A 21,718-nucleotide genomic window follows, 5' to 3' on the forward strand; every position below is an offset into this window, starting at 1 on the left:
GCAGGTACACTGGCTAGGCTAATAGGCAGCCGGTAAAATATAGGGAGGCACATATGCAAACGGGCACCATCATAACCTTGGGCCTTTATTTTGCGCTGATGATTGCCATCGGCTTTTATGCGTGGCGCAAATCGACTGCCGACGCTGATGATTATATTTTGGGCGGGCGTCAGGTCGGCCCTGCGGTGACGGCCTTGGCGGCTGGCGCTGCGGATATGTCGGGCTGGCTGATGATGGGCTTGCCGGGTGCGCTTTATGTGACCGGGCTTGCCGAAAGCTGGATTGCGATCGGACTGTTTATCGGGGCGTTCGCCAACTGGATTATCGTTGCCCCGCGCCTGCGTGAACAGACGGTCAGCGTCGGGGACGCGCTCACTATCCCCGAATTCCTCGGCAAGAAATTCAAGGATAAAAGCAATTTGCTGCGCCTCGTGTCCAGCATTGTCATCATCATTTTCTTCACCCTTTATTCCTCCTCCGGCCTCGTCGCGGGCGGAAAATTATTCCAGAGCGCGTTCGGGGCCGATTATGTCACCGGTATCTGGATAACCGCTGCGGTGGTCGTCGCTTATGTGGTGATGGGCGGCTTTCTGGCGGTCAGTCTTACCGATTTTGTTCAAGGCACCATCATGGTGATTGCCTTGATTGCCGTTCCCGCCATCGCCTATTTTTCGCTCGGCAATGAACAGAGCCTCACGGGCATATTGAACACTATCGACCCCAACCTCCTGTCACTGACCCAAGGCACGACCGTGCTGGGGGTGATTTCAGCCGCGGCATGGGGGCTTGGCTATTTCGGGCAGCCGCACATCATTGTGCGCTTCATGGGCATACGGTCGGTGGACGATATTCCGACCGCCCGCAATATCGGCATGGCGTGGATGGGCCTATGTATGCTGGGCGCGCTCGCTATCGGGCTGGTCGGGCGCGCATGGACGAGCGCCAACGGCATTGCGCTTGCCGACCCTGAAACCATCTTCGTCGAAATGGCCAAGAGCCTGTTGTCACCTTTGCTCTACGGTTTTGTCCTTGCGGCGATTTTGGCGGCGGTGATGAGCACGATTTCCGCGCAATTATTGGTGACTGCCTCGAGCCTCACCGAAGATGTTTACCGGCTTTTCTTCAATCGCACGCTCACCGACACGCAAAGCGTCAATGTCGGGCGTCTTTTTGTCCTGCTAGTTGCAGCGGTCGCGATCATGCTCGCATGGAACCCGGATTCGAGCGTTTTGGGCCTGGTATCCAACGCATGGGCAGGCTTCGGTGCGGCCTTTGGTCCGGTGATTATCCTGTCGCTGACATGGCGCAAAATGACCCGCAACGGAGCTTTGGCGGGGATGATTGTAGGCGCGGCAACCGTCATCGCCTGGACGGCACTCGGTTGGAGTTCATGGCTCTATGAAATCGTTCCGGGCTTTATCGCTGCATGGATTGCGGTTGTTGCGGTCAGTCTTATGGGGAAGCCGCATGAAGCGACCGACGCAGAGGCCTGATAGCCGCCCTTTGGCTTGAGTTTCTACAAAAAAAGGGGGAGGTTTATAGCCTCCCCCTTTTTTTATGGGTTTCGCTTAGCGCGTCAGCTTCTTGTAAGCCAAACGCGTCGGCCTGTCCGCCGCATCGCCCAAACGGCGGCGCTTATCTTCTTCATAGGCTTCGAAATTGCCTTCGAACCATTCGACATGGCTATTGCCTTCAAAGGCAAGAATGTGGGTTGCGAGACGGTCAAGGAAGAAGCGGTCGTGGCTGATAACCACGGCGCAACCGGCGAAATTTTCAATCGCTTCTTCAAGCGCACCCAAGGTTTCGACATCAAGATCGTTGGTCGGCTCGTCAAGCAGCAGCACATTGCCGCCCTGTTTGAGCATCTTAGCCATGTGGACGCGGTTGCGTTCACCGCCCGACAGCTTGCCAACATTTTTCTGCTGGTCCTGTCCCTTGAAGTTGAACGCGCCGACATAAGCGCGCGTCGACATATCATGGCCGTTGACCTTCATATAATCGAGGCTGTCGGAGATTTCTTCCCACACATTTTTGGACGCGTCCAGATGGTCGCGGCTCTGGTCGACATAGCCCAGATGCACGGTTTCGCCGACTTCGATGCTGCCCGTATCGGGCTCTTCCTTGCCGGTGATAATCTTGAACAGGGTCGATTTACCCGCGCCGTTGGGGCCGATCACACCGACAATACCGCCCGGCGGCAAAGTGAAGGACAGGTCTTCGAACAATAATTTATCGCCATAGGCTTTGGAGATATTATTGACTTCGATAACCTTGCCGCCGAGGCGTTCGGGCACTTGGATGACAATCTGCGCCTTGCCGGGTTTGCGGTCGGCCTGTGCTTCGACAAGCTGGTCGAACTTGGCGATACGCGCCTTTGACTTGGTCTGGCGACCTTTGGGGCCTTGCCGGATCCATTCCAGCTCGTCCTTGATCGCTTTCTGGCGGCCCGATTCCTCGCGCTCTTCCTGTTCGAGCCGCTTGGCTTTCTTTTCGAGATAGGTCGAATAATTGCCTTCATAGGGGAAATATTTTCCGCGATCGAGTTCGAGAATCCATTCGACCACATTGTCGAGGAAGTAGCGATCGTGGGTGATCATCAGCACCGCACCCGCATATTCCTTCAGGTGATTTTCAAGCCATTCGACGCTTTCCGCGTCCAAATGGTTGGTCGGCTCGTCGAGCAGCAGGATGGAAGGCTTCTGGATCAACAAACGGGTGAGCGCGACGCGGCGCTTTTCCCCGCCTGACAGATTGGCAACATCGGCATCACCCGGCGGGCAACGCAAGGCCTCCATCGCAATTTCAAGCTGGTTGTCGAGCGTCCAGCCATCGACCGCATCAATCTGTTCCTGAAGCGTGCCCATTTCTTCCATGAGGGCGTCGAAATCCGTATCTTCCTGCGGGTCGCCCATTTCGGCGGAGATCGCATTGAAACGGTCCACCATATCGGCAATTTCGCGCGCGCCATCTTTGACATTTTCGAGGACGGATTTGGTGGGATCAAGCTCCGGCTCCTGCGGCAAATAGCCGACGGTGATATTTTCGCCCGCCCAGGCTTCCCCGGTAAAATCGGTGTCGATGCCGCCCATCACCTTCATCAAGGTGGATTTACCCGCGCCGTTGGGACCGACAATGCCGATCTTCGCACCTTGGTAAAATTGCAGGTTGATATTGTTCAGCACCGGCTTTTGCGCACCGGGGAAAGTTTTTGTGAGGTTTTTCATCACATAGGCATATTGCGCAGCCATGATGCGAGACTCCGTAGCTGGTGGAATGCGGATGAACAGCAGGATGCCGCCCTTCGCGAAACATAAGGTTTGGCCGCGCGTTAGCGGACGGCTTGCTTTTAGGCAAACGGGAATTGGCAAGCCGTGCCGTCCGCGTTACCGTCGGGTTCATGCAGACTCGCCTCCTTGCGGCTTCGGCCCCCCTCGCCCTTCTCTCCCTCTTTATGGTGTCCACGCCCGCGCTCGCGCAAAATAACGCTTCGGCCACGGCCGACGCTGCCGCACTCAAAGCGCAGCCGATGATTGACAAGGTGCTGAACACCGACACTATCGCTTGGGATATTGTCGAAGGGCTCACCACCGAAGTCGGCCCGCGTCTCGCCGGCACCGAAGCGGAGGCGCGCGCGCGGGTGTGGGCGGTTAGGAAATTAAAAGCGCTGGGCTTTAAAAATGTCCGCGCCGAACCTTATAAAATGCCCGTCTGGGTGCGCGGCGAGGAAAAAGCGGAGATTGTCTCCCCCTTCCCCCAGCGCCTCACCTTAACCGCGCTCGGCAATAGCGGGGCAACGCCTGTCAATGGCTTGGCCGCCGAGGTCATCTATTTCAAGGATCTCGCCAGTCTTGAAACCGCAAATCCTGCCAGCGTTAAAGGCAAGATTGTGTTTGTCAGTCATAATATGCAGCCGACACAGGACGGCTCTTCTTACGGCTATCATGGCCGTGTGCGGCGGGTCGCACCGGCTTTGGCAGCGAAAATGGGCGCTGTCGGTGTGGTCATCCGCTCGATCGGCACCGACTATCACCGCAATCCACATACCGGCGTAACAAGCTGGCCCGACGGCATGACGCCAATTCCGGCGGCGGCTTTGTCGCTCCCCGATGCCGAAAATCTGGAGCGCATCTTCAAACGCGGCAAGCCGGTGATGATGAATTTGACGCTCACCCCGCGCTTTGTCGGCGAGCAGGAATCGGGTAATGTCATTGCCGAAATTCCCGGAACCGACCCGGCGGCGGGCATTGTGCTGGTCGCGTGCCACCTTGATAGTTGGGACTTGGCGATCGGCGCGATTGATGATGCGTCAGGATGCGGTATTGTGACCGCAGCGGCGCTCCACGCCACCCATATTAACGCCAAGCCGCGCCGCACAATCCGTGTGTTATGGGCAGGAGCCGAGGAAGTCGGCCTGTTCGGCGCGCGCGCTTATGCCGCCGCCCACGGATCGGACAATCATGTGGTCGCGGGCGAATCCGACTTTGGCGCCGACCGTGTGTGGCGCTTCCAGACCAATTATGGCGAGGCCGGAAAGCCGATTGTGGCGCGACTGGAACGTGCGTTGCAACCCTTGGGCGTCGCGCGCGGCGATACCAATGCCGACGCCGATGGCGCGGATGTTAGCGGCATTGTCGCGCTCGGTAAAACGGCGGCCATCAATCTGTCTCAGGATGGTTCGGATTATTTCAACCTCCACCACACGCCCGATGACACGCTCGATAAGGTGGATCCGGCAAAGCTGCGGCAAAATGTTGCGGCTTGGACAGCAGCGATCAACATATTGGCCAATGCGCCCGAAGCAATTGCGCCCGCGCCCAAAAAAGTGCCATGAAGCGGCACCAACTTCTGTTTGCGCTTACAATCTTTACAGCCGTGCTTGCAGCATGCGGCCAGCCGACAGCGCAAGTACCCGTCGACGAAAAAACAGCAACGGACCCAAGAGAAGTGGGTGCAAAGGAAATCGAGACCAAAGCCAACGCAGCCGTAAAGGTAAAAATCGATGCGATTGAAGCAGCAACAACACGGACGAAAATGCAGCTGCGGACAGAAATGTTGGACAATTCTGCCGTCTCCGGCGCAAAAAATATCGAAAATAGGAACCGGTGAAAAAACGGATTGATTTTCCAATCCTTTATCCGGCTTCCAAATCAAAGCGCCGCAAATGAAATTGCGGCGCTTTTTTATTGAATCTGCTTGGACTTAGCAAATCACGGATGTTCAATAATCTGATAGACAAGCGAAAATCCTGTTAAATCGTGGGGGGTTCCGATTTGGATCTGAATCCTGCTATTGCTTTGCCAATTCCAAGTGATTGTAACAGGGTCTACGATGAAAGACAGATCACCGTCAGGGCCACGTAAAGATAGCTGAACGGTAACTTTGGCCCGAGCTGTCGCCGCCTGTATCAAGTCTATATTCGCCCAGAATTTCTTGTTTCCGGTCACGGGCTGATATTGATAAAATTCCGAACGCGCAATTTGCCCGTATTTCATTTGCCGATACATTAATGCCGTGGTCACGGCCGCAACCCCTGGTGTAAGCGAAGCAGGTGCAATAATCTGAACTGCGCCGCCATAAGGTTTCATCATATTCGCCGGGCCAACCGCAGTCAGCTTCCCCGAAAATATTCGTGCGATCCCGGAGCCTTGGACCAATACGCCATAAGCCGTGGCCGCGCCCGACGGGTTTGCATTACCAACGATATTGCAGTCATGTAAATCTACGACACCTCCTATCGATACATCAACGCCGGATCCGTTTCCGTTTCCGTTACTTGCAAGCGCGCCACCGACAAACTTCACCCCAACGGCTTTGGCAGTAGTGCTGGCAAATCGAGCAGCCCCGCCGTTGGCGGACTGATACCGCCCACCATAAATATTGAGATCTTCGATGATGAAGCCGTTCTGCCCTATAGCTGCAATCGCCGGGACCGCATTCGTGATTTCAATGTCACAATCGGTATAAATCAGGGTCTTGATATTGGCGTCAGTCGTAATCGGGAACATCCCTGCGCCCGCCTGTCCGATACCGCGACAACGTACGCGTTCGACCCGCTCAATCGCTCCATATTCATGATACATCGCTTCGCACGGTATCAGCGCGCCACCATCCCATGTGGTAGTGTGTACATCTGCATGGCAGTCGACAGTCAAAACCTCGCTATTGCCCGTACTTTCAAAGCAAACCTGCGAATTAAATGCACGGCAGTCGTAACGGGCAATATTGCGAAGTTCGCGACCCGGATCTGCGCTTTCATAATGGGCATAACCGGTAGCGTTATAAACATCCACACGGATAACCCGTGTTCCATGGCCGTTTGCATTTTTTGAGCGGATAGTCAGGCCAGACACACGGTCATTCAGCGTCCCACCCAAACCGGAACGTTGACAGTCGATTGAAAAATCAGCCGCTAAACCATTGTCATTGTCCAGAAACTCTACCGTCTGGACTGCCGTAGCCTGACTGCCAAGCGTAACCGGATTCAAAATGATCCAGCTATCTTTCCGGTTCGTCCCAACCAAAGCTTTTCCTGACGGTATATTGATAGTTGCCAGACTGAGCGCCCCGTTGATATAATGACGGCGTGCACCCAAATTCAGCCGGACTACCTGCGGGCAGGACAACGCTGCATTCAGGATCGGACAGGCATCAATGCTGTTGCCACCAAGCGCCCCGAATTGCGCTGCATCATGTTCTGCTCCTCCCGCAATCTGCCATTTCGAGCCGTCACCTGCGGTAAACCACCAGATAGATTCACCTTCAGCCGGAAGCGACGCGGTGCTGCGCTCATATGTTGTCCCGCCGCCATCGCCATGGGCTGCAAATCCGGTTGTCTGAATCAGGTCAATTTCGATTCCGAACGTCATCGCGCTGATGGTGACTGCAGTGCCAATTTCCGTAGCCATAATTTGTTCTCCTTATCTACTGCACTATCCCTCGCCGAGGATATTATGCGTGCGCTCGTTGACGATCCCTGTTCCACACATAAATTCCTCGAGCCATCCAGGGAGAACATTAATATAGAGGAAATTTCCTATTTTGCAACAAAAAAGAACATATAAAGAACACTTCAATAAGAAAATTTCTATTAGTTTATTGAAATAAGGCGAATAATTTTTAACAAAAATCAAACCCGCACACAGTCGATGTGCATCCCGTCATAGGCGGGAACGACCTGCATGGGCAGTTCGGCCTGCAACTGATCATAATCCATTGTGCTATCCATATGGGTGATAACCGTGCGCTTGGGTTTGATGACGCTGACCCATTCAAGGATCATGTCGAGCGTCGGGTGCAGCGGATGTGGCTTGCGCCGCATAGCATCGACGACAAACAGGTCCAACCCTTCAAACAAGCGGGTCATCTCGTCGGTAACCGGATTGAAGTCCGTGGCATAACCCACAGAAATACCGCCATATTCAAAGCGGAGCCCTGCGCTACTGATCGCACCATGCGGCATATCGACCGCCGACACTTTCATGCCCGCAATATCTTGCGCATCGGCGAGCAATTTGGGTTCATAAAGTGCCGGATAATTTTCCTTGCCCTGAAAGGCGTAGGTGAAGCGGCGCTGCAATTCGTGCATCGTATAGGTGCGCGCATAGCCTTCAATCGGCCCGCCCGACATAATCGCAAGCGCACGCACATCGTCAATGCCGTGGCAATGGTCGGCATGGTCATGCGTCCAGATAACAGCATCCACGCGGCTTATATTATTGTCCAAAAGCTGGGTGCGAAGGTCGGGGCCGGTATCAACCAAGATCCGCCGACCACCCGCTTCGATAATGATCGAGGCGCGGCTCCTGCGGTTTTTGGGGTTGGCGGGATTGAGCGTGCCCCAATCATCGCCAACGCGCGGCACCCCTGCCGAAGGACCGCATCCTAAAATAATCGCCTTCACGGGCGTGCCTTGGAAAATAATGTGTAGAAATTTTCAGTGGTTCGGACACGTAATTCTGATTCATCCTCACCGCGCAGGTCGGCCAGAAAGCGCGCGGTATCGGCAACAAAGGCCGGTTCCCCCGGCTTGCCGCGATGCGGGACAGGGGCGAGGAAAGGCGCGTCTGTTTCCACTAGCAAGCGATCCGCCGGGATGGTCGTGGCACTCGCTTGCAAATTAGCGGCATTTTTGAAGGTCACAATGCCGGAAATGGAGATATATAGTCCTAATTCCAGCGCCTTGTCGGCGAAATCTTGAGATGCTGTGAAGCAATGGATGACGCCCTTATACGCACCCTTGGCCATCTCTTCGGATAGCATTTCATAAGTATCCGGCTCCGCATCGCGGGTATGGACGATGATCGGCAAGCCCGTTTCACGCGCCGCAATGATATGGGTGCGAAAACTGTCGCGCTGGCGTGCGCGGTCCGATTTGTCATAATAATAGTCAAGGCCGGTCTCGCCGATACCGATAACACGCGGATGCGCCGCGCGCGTTATCAGCTTTTCCACATCAATATCAGGATGATGGTCAGCATCATGCGGATGGATTCCAACGCTCGCCCACACATCAGGTTCGCGCGTGGCTACGGCCAGCACATCATCCCATTCCGCCTCGCGCGTTGCGATATTGAGCATGGCGGTAACGCCCGCCGCCCGCGCGCGCGCCAACGCGGCCTGCTGTTCTTCGACCAACCCCTTATAATTGAGGTGACAATGGGAATCGACCAGCACTGGCTTATCCCTTCGGCAATTCCAGACGCGGGAACACGCCTGACGGGGCAGGAAGCGCAATGCCCGCCTTGATCGGCGCCGCCAGAGCCGCAAAATCGCGCGCATCGGGCGCTTGGGCGAGCAAATCGAGCAATTTATCGGCGCCCGTTGGCACGACAAAGCGCGCCAGAATGGCAAGCTGCCGCACCGCTTCTGCCGTATGATAAAGCACGCTGTCCGCGCGCGCCGGATCTTCCTTACGCAAGGTCCAGGGCGCTTGGTCGGCAAAATATTGGTTCGCCACCGATGCCCCGCGCCAAATGGCTTCGAGCGCCTGATGTAGCGCCAGATTATCCATCGCGGCAACCGCTTCGTCATGAGCCGTCTTAAGGTCAGCCAAAAGCTGTGTTTCGCTTGGCCCCACGGCGCCTGCCTGCGGGATTTTGCCGTCGCAATTTTTGGCGATCATCGACAGGCTGCGCTGCGCCAGATTACCAAGATTATTGGCAAGGTCGGCATTGCAGCGCGTGACAATCGCCTCATCCGAATAGCTGCCATCCTGCCCGAAACTGACCTCGCGCAACAGGAAATAGCGCAGTTGGTCAACGCCATAGCGTTCGGCCAATTCAAGCGGGTCGCTGACATTGCCGAGCGATTTCGACATTTTCTCGCCGCGGTTGAGCAGGAAGCCGTGCCCGAACACCTGTCTCGGCAATGGCAAGTTCGCACTCATCAGGAAAGCCGGCCAATAAAGGGCATGAAAACGCACAATATCCTTGCCGATAATATGCACGACATCGCCGCCCTGCGGCCAATAATGCGCCAGCATTTCGGTCGATTCCGGATAGCCGAGGCCAGTCAGATAATTGGTGAGGGCATCGACCCATACATACATGACATGGCCGTCAGACCCCGGCACGGGCACGCCCCAGTCAAAGCTGGTGCGCGACACGGACAAGTCGGTGAGGCCGCCTTCGACAAAGCGGATCACTTCGTTGCGGCGGCTGTCAGGCTGGATAAATTCGGGGTTCGCCGCGTAAAAATCGAGCAAAGGCTGCTGGTATTTCGACAGGCGGAAAAACCAGCTTTCCTCGACTGTCCATTCAACGGGCGTGCCTTGCGGGGATAATTTGCAGCCATCCTCGCCCGTGGTGATTTCCTTTTCATCATAAAAGGCTTCGTCGCGCACCGAATACCAGCCTTCATAGCGGCCTAAATAAAGGTCGCCATTGGCCTCCATCGCTTGCCAGATGGCTTGGCTGGCGCGATAATGGTCCGTCTCACTGGTGCGGATGAAGCGATCATAATCAATATTAAGAGCATCATCCATCTGCTGGAAATAACCGGACATTTCTTCGGCGAGTGCCGCCGGTTCCATATTCCGGTCGCGCGCGGTCTGCGCCATTTTGAGGCCATGTTCGTCGGTGCCGGTCTGGAAGCGCACATCGCGTCCCTGCGCTTTGCGGAAGCGCGCAATCGCGTCAGTGGCTATGGCTTCATAAGCATGGCCGATATGCGGGCGGCCATTGGGATAGCTGATCGCGGTGGTGATATAATATGGGTTCGAGGACATGGGCGCTCTCCTAAACCTTAGCGCGGGCGATGGGCAAGCCCTGCGAGCAAAGTTCCGGCCTCATAAGCGGTCATCGACACATCATAGCTGCCGGAAAGCGCAAATTGGGTGAGATCGCGCAGCTTTTCCCATGTTGAGAGCCCATGCGCGAGCGCCGGGCCCTGTTGCCCCTTGCACCAGCGTGCCGCAAGTTCAGGCGCCAGTTCGAGCATCGCTTCATAACGCGGCCGCGCGGCCTTTAACGCAAGCGCCTTGGCGAGCGCATGGCGTTTGCTGTTATCGGGGTCGCCCTCGTCAATGATACGCTGCATCTGCTGGACCAGTTCGCCCAGTTCCAGCCCCAAAGTTTCCAGCGCGCGTCCCGGTGAGCCTTTAGCCATGCGGATTAGCGCCGCGCGGTCATTATCGTCCAAATGCGGTGCTTCTTCGCCAATCCAGTCCGCCATCATGACGTCAGACAGCGGCGCAAAACGCAGCGAACGGCACCGCGAGCGGATAGTCGGCAGCAACCGTCCCGGCGCATGGCTGACCAGAAAGAAAATCGTGTCGCGCGGCGGCTCTTCCAATGTTTTCAAGAGTGCGTTGGCGGCGGAGCGTTCCAGATCGTCAATCGCATCGACAATGCACACGCGATAATGCGCGATGGTCGGTGTGCCGGTGAGGCTCTGAATGAGATCGCGCACCTGATGGATTGCTATATTGCGCGCCAATTCGCCGGTCTTTTCTTTGACCAGCGGCTCAAGCAGATGATATTCCGGATGGGTTCCTGCCTCGACCAGATGTTGCGCCTGACTGCCAAGCGCGCTGGCAAAGCCTTTGGGTGCGGGGGTGATGGCGGGCAACGCATCACCGAACAGGCCGCCGCCATCCTGCTCCTCTTCCGGTCCGGCGCCTTCCACCTGATCAAGCAGGAACAAGCCTGCGCGCTTGGCAAAACCCGCTTTTCCAACCCCTTTGGGACCGGACAGCAGCCACGCATGGTGAAGCCGCCCGCTCGCGAAGCTTTCAAGGAAAATACGCTCCTGTTCGTCCTGACCGATAAATGTCTTGCTCATGGCAATAGCGGCGCGAGTAAGGCGAGCAGCCGCTCGGTCACGGCTTGCGGTGCGCCGCTTGCATCGACCAGCTTGATGCGGTCGGGTTCGGCAGCGGCGAAGCTGCGGAAAGCGGCGGCAACCTTGGCATGGAAGCCATCGTCGCGCTGCTCGAACCGGTCACCTGCCCCGCCGTCGCGGCTCTTGGCCCGCGCCCGCGCTTCGGCTTCATCAAGGGTGAGGACGATGGTGAGATCGGGCACAAAGCCTTCGCTGCCGATGCGGTGGAGCGTCAAAATGTCGGCATCGCTAAGCCCGCTGCCGCCGCCTTGATAGGCGCGGCTGCTATCGTGGAAGCGGTCACACAATACCCATTCCCCGCGCTCCAACGCCGGTTTGATGACCTTGTCGACATGGTCCGAACGGGCGGCGGCAAATAGCAAGGCTTCGGCGCGCGGTCCCCAAAAGCCGGGCTCACCTTCGAGCAAGAGCGTGCGGATGGCCTCGGCGCCCGCACTGCCGCCAGGCTCGCGCGTTACCACCACGCCAAGCCCGTGGCGCTCCAGCGCGGCGGCGAGGGCTTTGAGCTGCGTGGATTTGCCAACGCCCTCCCCGCCTTCAAGGCTGATGAAGCGCCCGCGTGTCAAATTCACGCTCCGAAAAAGGACAGGAGCGCGTTCCAGATGCGGCGGAAAAAGCCCGCTTCGCTCACATCTTCGGCCGCGACCAATGGCTGGATTTGCGGCCCTGTGGCGGGATTGTCGATGACGAGCTGCGCAACCGGTGTGCCTGCCTTGAACGGGGCTTTTACGGGGCCGTCATAAATGATCTTCATTTTATAGCTTGGCGTGTCGCCTGCCGGAAAGGTCACGGCAATATCCTGCGGCGCGATCACGTTAATCGTCCGCGCGCTGCCTTGCTGGACTTTGACCGAGCCGACAACCGCATTTTTCTTGAACAAGGCCTTGGTCGCCCAAGCCTTGAAGCCCCAGTCCATCAGCTTGACCGATTCGTCGGCGCGGCCATTATAGGAATCGAGCCCTGCGACCACCATGATAAGGCGGCGGCCATTCTGGACGGCCGAGCCTGCAAAGCCGAACCCGGCTTCTTCGGTGTGGCCGGTCTTGAGGCCGTCCGCGCCCGCAATCTTGCCAAGGATGGGGTTGCGATTGGGCTGCGAAATCGCATTGCCGCCCATCGTCTTGCCCCAGGTGAAGTCCTTTTGCTGATAGAATTGCTTATAATATTCGGGGAAATCGGCAAGCGTGCGTTCGGCAAGGATGGTCAAATCCTTGGCGGTCGTCACGGTGCGGCCTTCGTCGGGCCAACCGTTCGACGTGCCGAAATGGCTGTCCTTCATGCCCAACTTGGCGGCCTGCTTGTTCATCAGCGCGGCGAAACCGTCCTCGGTTCCGGCAATCCCCTCGGCCAGCGCGACACAGGCATCATTGCCCGACAGGGTGACAATACCGTGGAGCAGATTTTCAACACTCACCGATTCGCCGGGCGACAGGAACATGGTCGAGCCTGCCGCAGGACCATGCCATTTTTCCCAGCTTTCTGGCTTGAATATAATTTGCTGGTCAAGCTTGATCTTGCCCTGTTTCAAGAGGTCAAACGCGACATAAGCGGTCATCATCTTGGCCATCGAAGCGGGCGGAATCTGGCGTTCGGGGTCGCGTTGATACAGCACCGCGCCCGACGACATATCCTTAAGATAAGCAATCGGGGCCACGCCCTGAAAGGTCGGAGCCTGAGCCGATACCGGCACGGCCATCACCAGCGACAAAAGGGCAACGGAAGCAATTTTGGAAGAATAAGTCATGGGCACTTTCAACAACGACAAAATTTGGGTTGGCCGAGCGGCTTTCCCTTTTGGCAAAGACCAAGAAAGACTCTGGCCCTTGCGGACAATATGGCCTTCCGGATAGCGGGTTGGTGGCATCGGAGCCACCCCTTTCTTGGCCCCACAGGCCGCGCAAAGAATGGCCAAGCGTAAGGAGGTGTAACGCCGTCCGCTCTGGCTTACCGCGATACCTCGTCTGCCAGCAGGCCAACGGTCAGGCCGTAAAAATTGGAGCAATTATAATCGAGGATGACCTTATAATTGCCGGTCAGCAGATAGGCGGTGGCATTGGGGCCATCGGGCTCGATCAGCGTGGCGAGCGTATTGCCCGCAGGCCAACTCCCCGACCGCGACATAATGCCAAGCTGTTTCCATTCGTCGATGCTTTTCCACTGGCTGTGGCGTTCATGGACGCGCGGGCAGCGCGGGGATTTAAGCTTGGTCGCAATTGCGCTGCGATTGAGCGATTGCGGCACCGTGACCGCAAAGCCCCAATCTTCGCCGCGCCGCCAGCCCGACTGGCGGAAATAATTGGCGATGGAAGCGAGTGCGTCGGCTTCGCTGGTGCGGATATTGGCACGCCCGTCGCCGTCGCCGTCCTTGGCGAGCCGGAGGTAAACGGTCGGCAGAAATTGCGGATAACCGAACGCGCCCGCCCAGCTTCCGACAAGCTGGCTGCGCGGATAGCCATTTTCGATCATCTTCAAAGTGGCAAGAAATTCCGGCTCGAACAGGCTGCGGCGGCGGCCTTCATAGGCCAAGGTCGCGAGCGAGCGCGGCAGGTCGAAATCGCCCAGCACCGCGCCATAATTGGTTTCATGCCCGTAAATCGCAACCATGATCGATTCCGGCACGCCGGTTTCGGCTTCCACTTTGGCGAGAAAGGGCCGCAGCGCACGATATTTGGCGCGGCCACGGTTGATGCGCGACGCATCAACATGGGTGTTGCGATAGGGCGCAAAGGCCGGAATCGGGCTGTTGGTGCTGCCCCCCGGCTGGCTATTGTCGAGCTGCACCACGCGCGGATTATAAGTGAGGCCAGTCACCACGCTGTCGAACGTGCGGCGGCTGACACCCATCGCTTGCGCCTTGGGCCAGAGCGATTGCAAATAAGCCTGAAACCCGTCCTCGGATTGCGCAAGCACTGGTGAGGCCGGGCCGCTTAAGGCCAGCAGCGCGCTGGCAGACAGGACAGACAGGGCCATAGTGCGCAGGCGCTTCAACATCACAAACAAGTCTCGCTTTTTCCAATCCGATAATGGCCCAAGGTGGCACAGTATCGCAGCGGTTGAAACCCTCTTGCAACGGAACCAACCGCATAGGCGCGTCAACATGGCGCGATAAACCCCCTTCCCCTTCCGTGTTTTGCACTTTAAGGGCGCTACTTCCAAGGACAGGTGGCCGAGTGGTTTAAGGCAGCGGTCTTGAAAACCGCCGTAGGTGAGAGCTTACCGTGGGTTCGAATCCCACCCTGTCCGCCATTTCAGTCCCAAAGTGGGCACGCCGCTTCCCGCCGATTTCCCGCTAGAGACCGAAGTAAGGGCGCGCAGCAATTCGCCCTTCGATCCCATGATGCGAACATGGCCTTCTCCGACTTCGACGCGCTGGGCAAAAGCGCGCAGATGATCCCGCCGGTAGCCGCCGCCCTCTTGCCTGAGCCGACGCCTCGCGGTCGTGGCGAACTTTCGCAAAACGGCCGGCGTCACCGCCATGCTGCCGGAGCTTTCGAGCATGGCCTGTGCTCGCTCGGAATCGACTTGCGCTTGGTCGCGGAGCGCCCGGAGGGCGACGACGCGCTCCTTCAAGGCCGGATCGTTCAGGTCGGCCACCCCCGCTTCGATGGCCTCGTAGAGGCGTTTCAGGCGAAGCTCGGTCTCGGCCGCGCGCCGGTTCAACTCAGCGATATGCTCCCTGCGCCGATCCGCCCGCTCCTCGCGTCGATCGAGGATCGAGGCCAGGATCTCCTCCAGCCGCTCGGGCTGGAGCAGCCGGTTCTCAATATGGTCGCAGACGATGGCGTCGAGCTGCGGCATCGGGATCGAGCGGCCGGAGCAGCCTGTCTCGCCCTGCCGGGCCTTGATCGAGCACGTATAGTAGCGATAGCGCCCGCCCTTGCCGGTGCGGAGTGTCATGGCTCCCCCGCACTTCTCGCAGAAGCAGATGCCTGTCAGCAGGGTCGGCCCGCTGACGACACGCGGCGGCGTGACCTTGGAGTTGCGAACCCGCAAATGCTCCTGCACGGCATCGAATGTCTCCTGATCGATCAGGCGCGGCACCGGGACGACGACGATCTCGCTGACCGGCTTCAGCACCTTGGACTTGGAGCGCTTGTTGAACTCATGCTCGCCGATATAGGTGCGTCGGGTCAGGACGCGGTGAAGCTGACCGATGCCCCAACGCCCACCGTCGCGGGTGAAGATGCGGTTGCGGTTGAGGTGATTCACGATGGCCTTGACACCCATCGGGCCTGAGCCGCCTTCGCCCTGGAGAGCGAGCCGATAGATCAGCCGCACCGTGTCGGCGTGCAACGGGTCGATCTCCAGCTTTTTCTTGGTCTTGGAGCCGCGTTGCTCGGCTGCGACGATGCGATAGCCGATCGGCGGAAGAGCGCCGTTCCAAAAGCCCTGTCGGGCATTCTCCTTCAGGGCGCGCATGACATGCTTGGCGTTCTCCTTCGACTGATATTCGTCGAAGAGCGCCATGATCCGCCGCATCATGTCGTGGATCGGATCGTCGCCCAGTTCCTGTGTGATAGACACGAGCCGGACGCCATTCTTGGCGAGCTTCCGGTAGTAATATTCCATGTCGAAGGCATCGCGGAAGAAGCGCGAGAAGCTGTGAACCAGCACCACGTCGAACGGTGCGGGCTTGGACGTGCCCGCTTCGATCATGCGCTGGAACTCGGGCCGACGATCGTTGGTGGCGGTATTGCCCGGCTCCACGAAGGTTTCGACAAGCTGATACCCGCGCGCCTCGCACCAGGCTTCGCCCTGCCGACGCTGGTCAGGGATCGACACATCATGCTCGGCCTGCCGCGCGGTGGAAACGCGCAGGTAAAGGGCGGCACGGGTGGCGACCAGCGGAGATTCTTTATTCATCGGCGGTCTCCTTCGGGCGTGAGGCTTTGCGCCGTGGGCTGGCAAGCGCCAGTTCCAGCACGACGCGATCATGGACGAGTTTGGGGGCGAGTTTCTTGCCGCTGCGCTCCATGCGGATGAGGCCGTAGCCGACCATCGCTTTGAGCGTGCGTGAGAGGTTGGATTTCGCGCGGCCGGTCAGCTCGGCCAGGGCATCGAGCGAATCCGGCTGCTGCTCCGCGATCAGACGCAGCATTTCGCGGTTGGGTGCCGACAAGACCTTTGAGAAGGATTCCGTCGAGATGAACCAGACTTTGGGATCGTCGGGCGACGGCTGTTCCTCGCCGCGCGCGATGCGTAGCGTCCGGGCCTTCATTTCCTCTGTATCGGCAATGCCGATCTTCAGCGTGGTCATGGCGCGCAGCCTCCGCAGGGGCACTCGCCGACCGACAAAGGACATCAGGCGGCGAAGCTGATATTCGCCATTATGGTTATCATAGTAATATAACTATTACAAGGAAATTCGCTCTACTCGATCGAGCTGGATCAGCCGGGCTTACCGAACAGTTCGTCAATAATGTCGCCGAACCACGCCTCGAACAGGTCGATCTCGGCTTCGGTTACGGGCACGCGCTCGGGCCAATCGTCGGAGACGGTCCAGTGATCGAACGATAGCTCCGTGCCACGTCCTTTCGCGACCGGCGTTTCGGGGGATGTCGGCATATCTTCATCGATATAGTCGTAGAGATCGTCGGGCAGGCTGCCGGAGACGGCACGAGTCCGACGCCGGGTCTTGGTGGCTTGGCGTCGAGACATGAACTCACCGTCCGGTTGGATATGCAGTCGTGGGTTCCCCGATCGGAATACGCGGCACTGCGCCGCTCCATCATCCTGCGGGGTTTGGCGACCGCGTGAAGTCGAGATTGTGCGATACCTTGATCGCCTCATGCGATCGGAATGCCGGACGATGGCGTCCCACGCCGCGCCTTGGCGAAGCCGCGATCGGTGGCAATGAAGCGTTCCAGCATGGGGACGATCAGTCGGACGGGATCGGATGCGGCGTGCCCTGCCTCACGGCCGAGGATTTCGGCATAGGCGGTTAGGTCGCGGTGCAGGCTGGCGGGCAGCTCCAGCGTGACTTTGATGGGCTTGTCGTCAGCGATCGGACCGAGCTTCAACTTGGTCATGGCGTTGCTCCATAGGGTTCAAGCACGAGGTCGCGGGTGACGATGACGCGGACGGGGAAACCCGGCCGGATGGTCAGCGTCGGTGCGATCTGCAACTGGCGCTGGACGATCTGTTGTCCGGCCTGATTGACGGTATCCTGAGCGCCGTCGCGGATCGCACGCACCAGCCGGTCATTGTCGTCGGTGGCGAGTTCGGTGCCGATACCGAGCAGCGTCGAAAGTGCTGCGGCCTTGGCGAGATCCCACCAGTGGTAGTCGACGCCATCCTCAAGCCCGGCATAGCCTTGCGTATCCGCGCCCGGCTGACGCTCCAGCACGATCGAGCGGCCGTTCGGGAAAATCAGGCGGTTCCAGACGAGCAGGATGCGGCGTTGGCCGAAGCCGACGCCGTTGTCATACTGGCCGATGACACGGGTGCCCTGCGGGATCAGGAGGATGCGCCCGGTCGGGCTGTCATAGATGTTCTCCGTCACCTGCGCGGTGATCTGGCCGGGAAGATCGGAACGGATACCAGTGATGAGCGCGGCGGAAATCACCGCGCCGGCCTGAAGCACGTTCGGCGAGGCGGGTACGGCAACGCGATCGGACGCGACGGTGCGTCTGTCGGGTATCTGGTTGAGGAAGGCGAGTTGGCGGTCCTGCGCCGAGGGCGTGGCAGGCTGTGGCGCAAGGCCAAGACTTGCAAGGTTCGGCGCAGCAGCCGTGGTGTCGGCCGTCGCCGTCGTGGCTGGCGCAGCGGTGCGCGTCTCCGTCGAGGCGAACAGGCGAGCGGTCCTCGCCGCCTCCAGTTCCTGCAAGCGACGCTGCTCCTCCGCGCTGAGGCCAGGCTGCACCGCTGGATTGGCGGGCGTACCGGCGAGCGGCGGCATGACGGGCTGTCCGCGATTCTGCGCGTCGAGTATCGGTCGGCCGAGATCGCCGGGAAGCGGCGGGCCGAGCACCGGGCCGGTATAGTCGCGCGGCAGGCTGTTGAGGCCGTCCGGCGTCGCCCGGTTGTCGGTCGAAAGCAGTTCCTCGTTCTGGCGGCCACCCTGGGAGGTCTGAAGCGCGTAGATCAACGCGCCGCCGACACCGAGGCTGGCGACAAGACCAAGACCGGCGAGCACCTTGCGCGACAGGCGGGTGACGCGCGGCGGCTCGGGGCGCAGGCGCATGGGCGCGACCGGCTCGCCGGTCAGCGGGCGGGCATCATCGGAAGGTTCCGGCGCCTCGGGCTTGCGCCCTTCTTCCTGTTCGGGATCGACCTCGCTCACGATGCGGGCCTCCCGTCCGTGCGCGAGATGCGGACCCGCTTCTGGTTGCGGTCGGTGCCGAAACGCAGCTCGGCAGCGGCGAACAGCCGGTCCACGACCATGTACTTTCCGCGAACGCGATAGTTCACCAGTTCCGAGGTATTGCCCTCCGGCCCGACGACGAAGAGCGGCGGCATCTCGCCTTGGCCGATGCCGCGCGGAAACTCGATGAACACCTGCCTTCCGTCGTCGAAGGCGCGCAGCGGCCGCCACGGCGCACGGTCGCCGGAAATCTCGTAGCGGAAGTTGACGTTGGCGAGATCGACGCCGCTGGCAACGGGCTGGACAGCCTGCGCGTCGGCGTTCTGGCGGCGGAGCGCGATGAGCTGGTCCTGCGGATACTGCCAAGAGACCGACGCCATATAGGTGCGCTCGGTCGAACGCAGTTCCATATGGTAGGTGCGCAGATTGGTGTTGATGACGAGATTGGTCATCAGATCGGTGCGTGTCGGCTTGACGAGGATATGGACCTGCCGGGTAGCGCCCGTGCCGCTTTCGGTATCGCCGATGATCCAGCGCACCGTGTCGCCAGCGGCGACCGGGCCGGAGCCGACCAGCGTTTCGCCCGGCTGAAGCGCGATGTCGGTGATCTGCCCAACAGCGGTATAGACCTGATAGAGCGCGCCTTGCGTGAAGGGATAGACCTGCATCGAATTGATGAAGCCGTCGCGCACGGGCTGCACGCGGGCCTGCGCGTTCGCCTGATTGACCCTGGCCGTGGGGTCGACCGGTTCCGGCGTGCGGCGCGTGGTCTCGACAGGTTTCATCTGGCCGGGCAACGGCAACGGGCGCGGCAGCTCGACCACTGTGACCGGCGCAGGCGGGTCGACTGTCTGCACGGCAGGCGCGGCATCGTCATAGGCGATCTCGGGTGGCGGGGTCGTCGTGGCGCAGCCGGCGAGCGCCGTGGTGCAGACGAGGAGAACCGGCAAAGCGGATTTACGGAAAGCCGGAATGACGGGATTGCGTGCCGCCGGATGTCCGGCGGTCGGATAAGACGGCCGGATCATTGTCCAAGCTCCTTCGACCAGTTGATGGCGTTGACGTAGATACCGAGCGGATTGGCCCGGAGTTTCTCGGGGTCGCGCGGGGTCTGCACGACGACGGTGAGGATGGCGGACCAGCGCTCGGTCGAGGCGAGCGAGCCGTCCTGATAGCGGCGCTCTATCCAGGCGACACGGAAGCTGTCGGGTGATGCGCGGATGACCGAGGAAACCTCAATCGCGATTTGCTGCTTGCCGACTTTGGTGAACGGGTCATTGGCGCGGGCATAGTCGTTGAGCGCCAGAGCCCCGGCCTGCGTCGTGAACTCATAGGCGCGAAGCCAGTTCTGCCGCACGATGATGGCGTCCGCCGGGATCGCGCGGACCTGTTCGATGAACCGGGCCAGATGGAAAGCGATCTGTGGATCGGTCGGCCGGTAGTCAGCGACGGCGGGGGCGACGGCCTGTGCCTGGCCGAGCTTGTCGACCTGCACCACCCACGGCACGATTGATCCGCTGGTGGACTGCCAGACCAGCGCGGCGGACAGCCCCGCCGACAGGGCGAGCGAGCCGAAGGCCATGAAGCGCCAGTTCCGGGCCTGCACGCGGGCGGAACCGATGCGGTCGTCCCAGACCTGCGCCGCTCGTTGGTAGGGCGTCTCGGGCTGAGGGGATTTGCCATAATGGGTGGCGGGTCTTTTGAACATCAGCGGTCACTTTCAGAGAGATTGATGGAAGAGCCGCCGCCGTGGCTGTCGCCGCTGCGCACGGAATGGGCGGCGGCCTGAACGCCGTGGGTGAATTGCTGCGAGCGCTTCATGCGTTTGGCCCATGCGGGCGGGCCGTCGGCGGCGGATGCTGACGACGTGGAGGTGGACCCGGCTTCGCCGGCCTCTCCCCAGATGGTCCCGGCAGTTGAAGAGCCGCCCGTGACCTCGAACGCACCGCGAGCGCCAGCCTGATAGCTTTGCTTCATGCTGTCGGCGGCTTTCGATACCGCGCGCTTCAGGGGAGACGCGGCCGCTTGCGCGCCGGTCGAGGCGACATTGCCGAGACCGGAGGCGACGGCGGATGCGCCCGACTGTCCAGCAGCGCCGAGGCTGTAGGCGGTCGAGGCCCCACCAGCGAGAGCCGCGCCGCCACGGGCGGCGGCGGCCGCGCCTCCGGCAAGTGCACCGGCCCCGCCAGCGGCAGCGCCAAGGGCAGCGCCGCCGGCCATGACCATGCCACCGGCGGCAAGGCCCGTTCCGATAGCTGCGCCGGCGCCGAGCTGCGGGCCGCCGGAGACAAGACCGTTGGCGATGCCGGGACCGAAGATGCCCAGGCCGAGCAGCGACAGCGCGGCGAGCACGATCGCCATGGCGTCGTCGATCGTCGGTGTCGCACCGCCGAAACCAGCGGTGAACTCGGAAAACAGCGTCGAGCCGATGCCGATGATGACGGCGAGCACCAGAACCTTGATGCCCGACGAAATGACGTTGCCGAGCACCCGTTCGGCCATGAAGGCAGATTTGCCGAACAGGCCGAACGGGATCAGCACGAAACCGGCGAGCGTCGTCAGCTTGAACTCGATCAGGGTGACGAAGAGCTGCACGGCGAGAATGAAGAAGGCGAGCAGGATCAGCGCCCAGGCAAAAAGCAGGCACGCGATCTGGATGAAGTTCTCGAAAAACGAGACCCAGCCCATCAGGTCGGAGATGGATTCGAGCAATGGGCGACCGGCGTCGAGCCCGGTCTGCGCCACCTTGCCGGGGCGCAGCAGGTCGGCGACGGAAAAGCTGGTCCCGGACGCCTTCAGGCCGAGGCCGGCGAAGCTCTCGAAGACGATGCGGGCGAGATTGTTCCAGTTGCCGATGAGGTAGGCGAAGACGCCGACGAACAGCGTCTTCTTGACCAGACGGGCGATGACGTCGTCATCGGCGCCCCACGACCAGAACAGCGCGGCCAGCACCACGTCGATGACGATCAGCGTCGTCGCGATGAACGTGACCTCGCCCGACAGCAGGCCGAAGCCGCCGTCGATATAGCGCGTGAAGACTTCGAGGAAATGGTCGATGACGCCGGTGCCGCCCAT

20 protein-coding genes and 1 tRNA gene are annotated in these 21,718 nt (G+C 59.8%); 4 read left to right on the forward strand and 17 right to left on the reverse strand.

Going from position 1 to position 21,718, the window contains the following annotated elements; translation table 11 throughout:
- Positions 1–53: 53 nt before the first annotated feature.
- The gene (gene putP, locus DMP17_RS03685; protein ID WP_337827734.1) at positions 54–1,493 is read left to right on the forward strand and encodes a sodium/proline symporter PutP; all 1,440 of its coding nucleotides are present in this window, start codon (positions 54–56) and stop codon (positions 1,491–1,493) included.
- Between the two features lie 75 nt (positions 1,494–1,568).
- On the opposite strand, the gene ettA is transcribed toward putP, so the two are convergent.
- Positions 1,569–3,248: an energy-dependent translational throttle protein EttA gene (gene ettA, locus DMP17_RS03690; RefSeq protein WP_337827735.1), complete on the reverse strand. Its 1,680-nt coding sequence runs from the start codon at positions 3,246–3,248 to the stop codon at positions 1,569–1,571.
- 149 nt (positions 3,249–3,397) lie between these two features.
- Between ettA and DMP17_RS03695 the strand changes: the two genes are divergently transcribed.
- Positions 3,398–4,831, forward strand: a complete 1,434-nt coding sequence (locus DMP17_RS03695) for a M28 family peptidase (protein WP_337827736.1) — start codon at positions 3,398–3,400, stop codon at positions 4,829–4,831.
- The gene (locus tag DMP17_RS03700) at positions 4,828–5,106 is read left to right on the forward strand and encodes a hypothetical protein (RefSeq protein WP_337827737.1); all 279 of its coding nucleotides are present in this window, start codon (positions 4,828–4,830) and stop codon (positions 5,104–5,106) included. Before DMP17_RS03695 ends, DMP17_RS03700 begins: the two co-directional genes overlap by 4 nt.
- Positions 5,107–5,207: 101 nt before the next feature.
- Here DMP17_RS03700 and DMP17_RS03705 read toward each other — a convergent pair whose 3' ends face one another.
- The 8 genes from DMP17_RS03705 to DMP17_RS03740 all read right to left on the reverse strand — a co-directional run bounded on the left by DMP17_RS03705 (position 5,208) and on the right by DMP17_RS03740 (position 14,331).
- Positions 5,208–6,905 (reverse strand): hypothetical protein, encoded by a 1,698-nt coding sequence (locus DMP17_RS03705; RefSeq protein ID WP_337827738.1) that lies wholly within the window; start codon positions 6,903–6,905, stop codon positions 5,208–5,210.
- Between the two features lie 221 nt (positions 6,906–7,126).
- Complete coding sequence (locus tag DMP17_RS03710) at positions 7,127–7,900, reverse strand: MBL fold metallo-hydrolase (RefSeq protein ID WP_337827739.1); 774 nt, start codon at positions 7,898–7,900, stop codon at positions 7,127–7,129.
- Positions 7,897–8,673 (reverse strand): TatD family hydrolase, encoded by a 777-nt coding sequence (locus DMP17_RS03715; RefSeq protein ID WP_337827740.1) that lies wholly within the window; start codon positions 8,671–8,673, stop codon positions 7,897–7,899. The genes DMP17_RS03710 and DMP17_RS03715 overlap by 4 nt, the downstream gene beginning before the upstream one ends.
- A 4-nt stretch (positions 8,674–8,677) precedes the next feature.
- Entirely contained in the window at positions 8,678–10,225 is a 1,548-nt protein-coding gene (gene metG, locus DMP17_RS03720; protein WP_337827741.1) for a methionine--tRNA ligase, read from the reverse strand.
- Positions 10,226–10,242: 17 nt separating this feature from the next.
- On the reverse strand, positions 10,243–11,280 hold the full coding sequence (locus DMP17_RS03725) for a hypothetical protein (protein ID WP_337827742.1): 1,038 nt from the start codon (positions 11,278–11,280) through the stop codon (positions 10,243–10,245).
- Positions 11,277–11,912: a dTMP kinase gene (gene tmk, locus DMP17_RS03730; protein WP_337827743.1), complete on the reverse strand. Its 636-nt coding sequence runs from the start codon at positions 11,910–11,912 to the stop codon at positions 11,277–11,279. Before tmk ends, DMP17_RS03725 begins: the two co-directional genes overlap by 4 nt.
- Positions 11,909–13,204 (reverse strand): D-alanyl-D-alanine carboxypeptidase family protein, encoded by a 1,296-nt coding sequence (locus DMP17_RS03735; protein ID WP_337827744.1) that lies wholly within the window; start codon positions 13,202–13,204, stop codon positions 11,909–11,911. Before DMP17_RS03735 ends, tmk begins: the two co-directional genes overlap by 4 nt.
- An 80-nt stretch (positions 13,205–13,284) precedes the next feature.
- Positions 13,285–14,331, reverse strand: a complete 1,047-nt coding sequence (locus DMP17_RS03740) for a lytic murein transglycosylase (protein WP_337827745.1) — start codon at positions 14,329–14,331, stop codon at positions 13,285–13,287.
- Between the two features lie 165 nt (positions 14,332–14,496).
- Here DMP17_RS03740 and DMP17_RS03745 point away from each other — a divergent pair.
- Positions 14,497–14,586: transfer RNA gene (locus DMP17_RS03745), tRNA-Ser, on the forward strand.
- Here the strand turns inward: DMP17_RS03745 and DMP17_RS03750 are convergent.
- The 8 genes from DMP17_RS03750 to trbL all read right to left on the reverse strand — a co-directional run bounded on the left by DMP17_RS03750 (position 14,554) and on the right by trbL (position 21,718).
- Positions 14,554–16,203, reverse strand: coding sequence for a recombinase family protein (locus DMP17_RS03750; RefSeq protein WP_337827746.1), 1,650 nt, complete (start codon positions 16,201–16,203; stop codon positions 14,554–14,556). The two genes, DMP17_RS03745 and DMP17_RS03750, sit on opposite strands and share 33 nt — an antisense overlap.
- Positions 16,196–16,597 (reverse strand): HVO_A0114 family putative DNA-binding protein, encoded by a 402-nt coding sequence (locus DMP17_RS03755; RefSeq protein WP_279654583.1) that lies wholly within the window; start codon positions 16,595–16,597, stop codon positions 16,196–16,198. The genes DMP17_RS03750 and DMP17_RS03755 overlap by 8 nt, the downstream gene beginning before the upstream one ends.
- A gap of 131 nt (positions 16,598–16,728) precedes the next feature.
- Positions 16,729–16,998, reverse strand: coding sequence for a hypothetical protein (locus DMP17_RS03760; protein ID WP_279654582.1), 270 nt, complete (start codon positions 16,996–16,998; stop codon positions 16,729–16,731).
- 128 nt (positions 16,999–17,126) lie between these two features.
- Positions 17,127–17,369, reverse strand: a complete 243-nt coding sequence (locus tag DMP17_RS03765) for a DUF2274 domain-containing protein (RefSeq protein WP_279654580.1) — start codon at positions 17,367–17,369, stop codon at positions 17,127–17,129.
- On the reverse strand, positions 17,366–18,622 hold the full coding sequence (locus DMP17_RS03770) for a TrbI/VirB10 family protein (RefSeq protein WP_337827747.1): 1,257 nt from the start codon (positions 18,620–18,622) through the stop codon (positions 17,366–17,368). The genes DMP17_RS03765 and DMP17_RS03770 overlap by 4 nt, the downstream gene beginning before the upstream one ends.
- Complete coding sequence (trbG, locus tag DMP17_RS03775) at positions 18,619–19,671, reverse strand: P-type conjugative transfer protein TrbG (RefSeq protein WP_279654579.1); 1,053 nt, start codon at positions 19,669–19,671, stop codon at positions 18,619–18,621. The genes DMP17_RS03770 and trbG overlap by 4 nt, the downstream gene beginning before the upstream one ends.
- The gene (gene trbF / locus DMP17_RS03780) at positions 19,668–20,351 is read right to left on the reverse strand and encodes a conjugal transfer protein TrbF (protein ID WP_279654578.1); all 684 of its coding nucleotides are present in this window, start codon (positions 20,349–20,351) and stop codon (positions 19,668–19,670) included. The genes trbG and trbF overlap by 4 nt, the downstream gene beginning before the upstream one ends.
- Positions 20,351–21,718: a P-type conjugative transfer protein TrbL gene (gene trbL, locus DMP17_RS03785; RefSeq protein WP_337827748.1), complete on the reverse strand. Its 1,368-nt coding sequence runs from the start codon at positions 21,716–21,718 to the stop codon at positions 20,351–20,353. Before trbL ends, trbF begins: the two co-directional genes overlap by 1 nt.

The sequence above is a fragment of the Pseudonocardia sp. TMWB2A genome, from assembly GCF_017312135.1.

What these genes read in the sequence shown, in the direction of transcription:
- trbG (WP_279654579.1), bottom strand. Translation starts at nt 19,671, where the DNA reads ATGATCCGGCCGTCTTATCCGACCGCCGGACATCCGGCGGCACGCAAT.
- DMP17_RS03740 (WP_337827745.1), bottom strand. Translation starts at nt 14,331, where the DNA reads ATGTTGAAGCGCCTGCGCACTATGGCCCTGTCTGTCCTGTCTGCCAGC.
- DMP17_RS03765 (WP_279654580.1), bottom strand. Translation starts at nt 17,369, where the DNA reads ATGACCAAGTTGAAGCTCGGTCCGATCGCTGACGACAAGCCCATCAAA.
- trbL (WP_337827748.1), bottom strand. Translation starts at nt 21,718, where the DNA reads ATGGGCGGCACCGGCGTCATCGACCATTTCCTCGAAGTCTTCACGCGC.
- putP (WP_337827734.1), top strand. Translation starts at nt 54, where the DNA reads ATGCAAACGGGCACCATCATAACCTTGGGCCTTTATTTTGCGCTGATG.
- DMP17_RS03725 (WP_337827742.1), bottom strand. Translation starts at nt 11,280, where the DNA reads ATGAGCAAGACATTTATCGGTCAGGACGAACAGGAGCGTATTTTCCTT.
- DMP17_RS03700 (WP_337827737.1), top strand. Translation starts at nt 4,828, where the DNA reads ATGAAGCGGCACCAACTTCTGTTTGCGCTTACAATCTTTACAGCCGTG.
- DMP17_RS03755 (WP_279654583.1), bottom strand. Translation starts at nt 16,597, where the DNA reads ATGACCACGCTGAAGATCGGCATTGCCGATACAGAGGAAATGAAGGCC.
- DMP17_RS03695 (WP_337827736.1), top strand. Translation starts at nt 3,398, where the DNA reads ATGCAGACTCGCCTCCTTGCGGCTTCGGCCCCCCTCGCCCTTCTCTCC.
- DMP17_RS03750 (WP_337827746.1), bottom strand. Translation starts at nt 16,203, where the DNA reads ATGAATAAAGAATCTCCGCTGGTCGCCACCCGTGCCGCCCTTTACCTG.
- DMP17_RS03705 (WP_337827738.1), bottom strand. Translation starts at nt 6,905, where the DNA reads ATGGCTACGGAAATTGGCACTGCAGTCACCATCAGCGCGATGACGTTC.
- ettA (WP_337827735.1), bottom strand. Translation starts at nt 3,248, where the DNA reads ATGGCTGCGCAATATGCCTATGTGATGAAAAACCTCACAAAAACTTTC.
- DMP17_RS03760 (WP_279654582.1), bottom strand. Translation starts at nt 16,998, where the DNA reads ATGTCTCGACGCCAAGCCACCAAGACCCGGCGTCGGACTCGTGCCGTC.
- DMP17_RS03735 (WP_337827744.1), bottom strand. Translation starts at nt 13,204, where the DNA reads ATGCCACCAACCCGCTATCCGGAAGGCCATATTGTCCGCAAGGGCCAG.
- trbF (WP_279654578.1), bottom strand. Translation starts at nt 20,351, where the DNA reads ATGTTCAAAAGACCCGCCACCCATTATGGCAAATCCCCTCAGCCCGAG.
- metG (WP_337827741.1), bottom strand. Translation starts at nt 10,225, where the DNA reads ATGTCCTCGAACCCATATTATATCACCACCGCGATCAGCTATCCCAAT.